Origin of the sequence: Rhizobium sp. SEMIA 4085, from assembly GCF_013004495.1 — a bacterium.
Lineage (GTDB): Bacteria > Pseudomonadota > Alphaproteobacteria > Rhizobiales > Rhizobiaceae > Rhizobium > Rhizobium gallicum.
The window spans coordinates 1-6,167 of the sequence record NZ_JABEPH010000355.1 but is presented as its reverse complement, the minus strand read 5'-3'; the positions used below and the strand labels follow the sequence as shown (position 1 = coordinate 6,167).

The following is a 6,167-nucleotide window of genomic DNA, read 5'->3' as shown; positions in this document are numbered from 1 at the left end:
TTCTCTCCCGCCTGAGCCCGCCGAGACAACCCGCGGTTTTCGAGTCCGGAGTTCCCCACCCCCCGGAATGCCCGCTGTACCGGATCGGCGGCAATAGCCACACCGCCCCTCTGATCGCCCATCGCTTGTCACCGCCCCGGGACCGGAGCGCTGTGGGCAGATTTATGTGGCTTTGGTGGAGCACACAACGATTTTGGACGCCAAGGCGCATGTTAGCTGTGGACGAGACTGCCCCGGCCGCCTCGCTCACCAGTTCTTTTAAGGAAGACGGGTTGTCAATCTTCTTTGGGACGCTCGATGCGGATCACCTGCGGTTCGCCGACGAGGTAGCCCTCGCCCTTGATAGCAGTAACGGCCTTGCGCACGGAATCCTCCATCGTCGCATGGGTGACGAGGATGATCGTCTGGTGGTGCGACGGCGCCAGGTGCTGCTGCGACCGCTGCACAATGGATTCCAGTGAAATGTGGTTTTCCGCCATGCGCGTCGCGACGCTTGCAAAAACGCCGGTGCGGTCAAGCACCGTCAGGCGGATGAAATAGCCGCCTTCATGGCTCTTCATGCGGGCCTTGCGATAGGGCTCCAACGCCTTTGCCGGATGGCCGAGAACCGGTACGCGCTGCGCGCCAGGCTGGCTCTTGGCGATGTCGGCAATATCGCCAAGCACCGAGGATGCAGTCGCATTGCCGCCGGCACCCGGGCCAACCATCAGCAGTTCGCCGAGAATATCGGACTCGATCGCCACAGCATTGGTGACGCCGTCCACCTGGGCGATGACCGAATCGACAGGCACCATGGTCGGGTGCACGCGCTGTTCGATGCCGGTCTCGGTGCGCTGTGCGACGCCGAGCAGCTTGATGCGGTAGCCGAGCTCGGCCGCCGCATGGATATCCTCGATCGAAATATTCGTTATGCCTTCGAGGTAGATGTCGTCAGCAGCGATCTGATTGCCGAAGGCAAGCGTCGTCAGGATCGAGAGCTTGTGCGCCGTATCATTGCCCTCGATGTCGAAGGCCGGATCGGCTTCAGCGTAGCCGAGACGCTGTGCTTCCTTCAGGCAATCTGCAAAGGAGAGGCCCTCCTTCTCCATCTTGGTCAGGATGTAGTTGCAGGTTCCGTTCATGATGCCGTAGATGCGCGAAATCGTGTTGCCTGTCAGCGATTCACGCAGCGCCTTGATGACGGGAATACCGCCGGCCACGGCCGCTTCGAAATTCAGCAGCGTGCCCTTTTCTTCCGCGATCATCGCCAGTTCGACGCCGTGATAGGCAAGCAGCGCCTTGTTGGCCGTCACCACATGGATACCACGTTCGAGAGCGGCGCGCACCGAACCGTTGGCCGGGCCGTTGGCGCCGCCGATGAGTTCGACGAAAACGTCGATGTCTCCTTTTTCAGCCAGGTCTTCCGGCCGGTCGAACCACTCGACGCCGGCAAGATGAAGGCCGCGGTCCTTGGTCTTGTCGCGAGCCGAAACGCCCGTAATCAGGATCGGCCGCCCGCATGTGGCAGCAAGCTCGTTGCTGCGGCTCTGAATGATACGGACGAGCGAAGCACCAACGGTGCCAAGGCCCGCAATGCCGATTTTGAGGGCGTCTGTCATGGAACGATCCTGCGTGTTTTATGAGAGGCAGCCGCCAAAAAGCGGCTGCCGTTGAGGTGTGAAGATATCAACGGTGCGCGTTGAGCGAGATGACGTTGTGCATCGTCTCGTCGGCCGTCGACAGGAACTTCTTGATGTTGCGGGCGGCCTGGCGGATGCGATGCTCGTTCTCCACGAGCGCCAGACGCACGTAATCATCGCCCTGCTCGCCGAAGCCGACGCCCGGTGCGACCGCGACATCGGCCTTTTCGACGAGCAGCTTGGAGAATTCCAGCGAACCGAGATGACGGAACTTTTCCGGGATCTTCGCCCACGCAAACATCGTGGCTGCCGGCGGGGGCACGTCGAAACCGGCCTTGCCGAAGCTCTCGACCATCACGTCGCGGCGGCGCTTGTAGACGTTGCGGACTTCCGCGATGTCGGAACCGTCACCATTCAGCGCATGCGTCGCCGCTACCTGGATCGGCGTGAAGGCGCCGTAGTCGAGGTAGGACTTGACGCGCGTCAGGGCCGCGATCAGCCGCTCGTTGCCAACCGCAAAACCCATGCGCCAGCCGGGCATCGAGAAGGTCTTCGACATCGAGGTGAACTCGACGGTGACATCGATGGCGCCAGGAACCTGCAGGACGGACGGCGGCGGCTCGCCATCGAAGTAGATTTCCGAATAGGCGAGGTCCGACAGCACGATGATGTCGTGCTTCTTCGCGAAGGCAACGACATCCTTGTAGAAATCGAGCGTCGCGACAAGCGCCGTCGGGTTGGACGGATAGTTGAGGACCAGCGCCAAGGGCTTCGGGATCGAGTGGCGCACGGCCCGCTCCAACGGCTGGAAGAAGTTCTCGTCCGGCTCGACCGGGATCGAACGGATCACACCTCCCGCCATCAAGAAGCCGAAGGCGTGGAGCGGATAGGTCGGGTTCGGGCAGAGAACGACGTCGCCCGGCGCTGTGATCGCCTGCGCCATGTTGGCAAAGCCTTCCTTCGAGCCGAGGGTCGCGACGACCTGCGTATCGGGATTGAGCTTCACGCCGAAACGGCGGGCGTAATAGGCGGCCTGTGCCCGGCGAAGGCCGGGAATGCCCTTGGAGGAGGAATAGCGATGCGTGCGCGGATCCTGGACGACCTCGCACAGTTTGTCGACGATCGCCTTTGGAGTGGGGAGATCCGGATTTCCCATGCCGAGATCGATGATATCGGCGCCGCCCGCTCGCGCGCTCGCTTTCAAACGGTTGACCTGTTCGAAAACGTAAGGCGGCAAACGCCGGACTTTGTGAAATTCTTCCATCTCTTTCCCCATGGAAATGCGGCCACCATGACCGCGCTCGAAGCTCGCTTGTTCCCGGCTGCCTGCGACACGAACTTCACAATCGCAAACGCCGTATTCATCAGACTTTCGTCCCGCGGCGATTCTTTGACGAAAGGCCACGACAGACGCGGATTATCGGGAAAATTGCGTCTCCCGCCAGCTGCGGAAGGCTTTGCGTCCAAATCGCCTGAAAGGCAAGGCTTAATTGCCGATTGCAGAGAGCGCTTCTGTGCCGTGCTCGGCGGCAAGCTTGCGATATTCGGCCACGCGCCGCTGATATTCGGCTTCCGAAATCGTGCCTGCCTTGCGCTGGACGCGGAGTCCCGAAAGCTTCTGTCCCAAGCTTGCGGCTTCCTCGTTGCTCATTTGGGCATTTGCTGCCGTCAGCGGCGCGCCGAAGCTCGGATAGCCATCCGGATAATGGGCAAGGCTGCTTTGTGCCGGCTCCTCGCCCTTGGTGGGCGTCATGACGACAGCGGTCGGAGGCGCGCGCCGCGCCGCAGCGGCCGCCTTCTGCTCCGGCGTGTAGGCGCATCCAGCAAGCGTCATCGCTGCGGCCGCGGCAGCGAGTGCCATGCGGGTTGCGAGTGCGATGCCTAAGATGCCGTTCGTCGTCATGCCAGATCTTCCAAATCCTGAAGCCTCAGCGACTGTTAAATTTGTCGCAGCAACAAAGCAATAGCACGAGTGCGCTTGCGTTGAACTTGTTTTCTCGATCCGGGACGATGTACAACAAGATTTGCAAGAGGATTGCTGCCGCCGGAGGAGACGCGTGACCGACAGCAAGCAGGAAAATGGCGGGAAGACGAAATCCCCGGGTTTCGAACCGAATCTCGATCCTTACGTGTTGAAGGATCCGGAGGCGATGGCGGTGAACATTGCCCGCGCCCTGGAAAACCTCGGGAAGGCGGCCTCCGTCTGGCTTGCGCCGCGCAAGAGCGGGGAAATCAACGACCGGCTCGCCGCGCCGATGACCGACATGGTCAAGACGCTCTCCAAGGTCACTGAATACTGGATGTCCGATCCGCGCCGGACTTTCGAGGCGCAAACACAGCTGATGAGCAGCTATTTCGCCGTCTGGATGCGCTCGATGCAACGGTTGCAGGGCGAGGCCGGCGAACCCGAGCCGGAGCGCAAGGACAAGCGCTTTTCCGACGCCGACTGGCAGAAAAACCCCTTCTTCGATTTCCTGCGTCAGGTCTATTTCATCACCGCCGACTGGGCAGAGAAAATCGTCGCCCAGACCGAGGGGCTCGACGAGCATACGAGGCATAAGGCGAGCTTCTACGTGAAGCAGATCACTGCTGCCCTTTCGCCGAGCAATTTTGTCGCCACCAACCCGCAGCTCTACCGCGAAACGATCGCAACCAGCGGCGAGAACCTGGTGCGCGGCATGAAGATGCTGGCAGAGGACATCGCGGCCGGCGGCGGCGACCTGAAATTGCGCCAAACCGACATGACTAAATTCGCCGTCGGCCGGGACATGGCGCTCACCCCCGGCAAGGTGATCGCGCAGAACGACATCTGCCAGATCATCCAGTACGAGTCGTCCACCGATACGGTGCTGAAACGCCCTCTCCTCATCTGCCCGCCGTGGATCAACAAATTCTATATTCTTGACCTCAACCCGCAGAAATCCTTCATTAAATGGTGCGTCGACCAGGGCCATACCGTCTTCGTCATCTCATGGGTGAACCCTGATGCCCGCCATGCCGGAAAGGATTGGACGGCCTATGCCCGCGAGGGCATCGATTTCGCGCTGGAAACGATCGAGAAAGCCACCGATGAAAAGGATGTGAATAGCGTCGGCTATTGCGTCGGCGGCACGCTTCTTGCGGCAACACTGGCGCTGCACGCCAAGGAGAAGAACAAGCGCATCAAGACGGCGACGCTGTTCACCACCCAGGTCGACTTCACCCATGCTGGCGACCTCAAGGTTTTCGTCGACGAGGAGCAGCTGCAAGCACTCGAGGAGCATATGCAGGCGACCGGCTATCTCGACGGCTCGAAGATGGCAACCGCCTTCAACATGCTGCGTGCTTCCGAGCTGATCTGGCCCTATTTCGTCAACAACTACCTGAAGGGCGAAATGCCGATGCCCTTCGACCTACTCTTCTGGAATGCCGATTCCACCCGCATGGCGGCCGCCAACCACGCCTTCTACCTGCGTAACTGCTATCTCAGGAACGCGCTCACCGCCGGCGAAATGATGCTTGGCGGCAAGACCGTATCGCTGAAAGACGTGAAGATCCCGGTCTACAATCTGGCGACACGCGAAGACCATATCGCTCCTGCGAATTCGGTCTTCCTCGGCAGCCAGTTCTTCGGCGGAAAAGTCGATTTCGTGCTGGCCGGCTCCGGCCATATCGCCGGCGTCGTCAACCCGCCCGACAAGAAGAAATACCAGTTCTGGACCGGCGGCCCAACCAGGGGCGATTACGATACCTGGCTTGCCAAAGCCGAGGAAAACCCCGGCTCCTGGTGGCCGCACTGGCACGCTTGGATCGAAGCCAAGGACGCTGAACGCGTGCCCGCGCGCAAACCCGGCGGCACGGCGCTCAACGCTATCGAGGAAGCACCGGGCAGCTACGTCATGGAGCGGACATAAAGGCACGCCTTGCAAGGCAAACGCGTTCATTCAAAGGCGATGAGGCTCGCTGGCGACGGCGCCAGCTTCATTGTTCCCGCATCGCGAAAACCGGCAAACCGGGCCATTTCGGCCAGCCAGATAATCCCGTAAAGGAATTAGTTACCATAGTGCGTCATGCTTCTCGGTAGTCGGCAAGTCGCATCGGGCCTCATTTTGGCCCTCTTGCTTCATTACCGGCTCCGGCGAGGGCGTTCCGCGTAAGCCGCCGGTAATGTGACGCGTTGGGAAACCGAGTAGTATGGCGTTTGCTGTTGAGGCGCATGAAAGCGTCAACCCTTTCGGCTGGGCTTTTTTTCGCTCAGCCAAACCCCTCCGGCTGATATCCGGAATTGCTGCAATTGGTATCGCGGTCACTTTGTCGGCCTGGACGATTGCCTCTGTCGCGGCTATGCACACCTCCGCCTTGCCGCAACCCGCAGCTGCGACGATCGCCGATGTCGCGATCGTCCGAAAGCCGGTTGCACATGTTGGCACGCCTGCGCACCCGCTGATCCGCGTCGGCAAGTTCTCGCGCCTTCCGGGCAAGACGACGCCTGCGGACCGCATGGCTTCCGACCTCTCTCCACACTCCCCGGAGGCTCTGGTCCCCCTCTTTCACACCCCCCGCCTTCCC

4 protein-coding genes and 1 pseudogene are annotated in these 6,167 nt (G+C 60.8%); 2 read left to right on the top strand and 3 right to left on the bottom strand.

Annotation, left to right across the window (positions count from 1 at the left end):
* Window positions 1-275 precede the first annotated feature (275 nt).
* From C9413_RS26160 to C9413_RS26150, 3 genes are all read right to left on the bottom strand, one after another.
* Window positions 276-1,598, bottom strand: coding sequence for a homoserine dehydrogenase (locus C9413_RS26160; RefSeq protein WP_039844758.1), 1,323 nt, complete (start codon window positions 1,596-1,598; stop codon window positions 276-278).
* A gap of 67 nt (window positions 1,599-1,665) precedes the next feature.
* Window positions 1,666-2,883: an LL-diaminopimelate aminotransferase gene (locus C9413_RS26155; protein ID WP_170251099.1), complete on the bottom strand. Its 1,218-nt coding sequence runs from the start codon at window positions 2,881-2,883 to the stop codon at window positions 1,666-1,668.
* 222 nt (window positions 2,884-3,105) lie between these two features.
* The gene (locus C9413_RS26150) at window positions 3,106-3,522 is read right to left on the bottom strand and encodes a hypothetical protein (protein ID WP_039844756.1); all 417 of its coding nucleotides are present in this window, start codon (window positions 3,520-3,522) and stop codon (window positions 3,106-3,108) included.
* A gap of 154 nt (window positions 3,523-3,676) precedes the next feature.
* Here C9413_RS26150 and phaC point away from each other — a divergent pair, with 154 nt between their 5' ends.
* Both phaC and C9413_RS26140 read left to right on the top strand, forming a co-directional pair.
* Window positions 3,677-5,512 (top strand): class I poly(R)-hydroxyalkanoic acid synthase, encoded by a 1,836-nt coding sequence (gene phaC / locus C9413_RS26145; protein ID WP_039844755.1) that lies wholly within the window; start codon window positions 3,677-3,679, stop codon window positions 5,510-5,512.
* A 280-nt stretch (window positions 5,513-5,792) separates the two neighbouring features.
* Window positions 5,793-6,167 (top strand): annotated as a pseudogene (locus tag C9413_RS26140) (hypothetical protein); the annotation flags it as partial.

Coding starts and splice junctions, on each gene's coding strand:
- C9413_RS26160 (WP_039844758.1), bottom strand. CDS start 1,598: ATGACAGACGCCCTCAAAATCGGCATTGCGGGCCTTGGCACCGTTGGT.
- C9413_RS26155 (WP_170251099.1), bottom strand. CDS start 2,883: ATGGAAGAATTTCACAAAGTCCGGCGTTTGCCGCCTTACGTTTTCGAA.
- C9413_RS26150 (WP_039844756.1), bottom strand. CDS start 3,522: ATGACGACGAACGGCATCTTAGGCATCGCACTCGCAACCCGCATGGCA.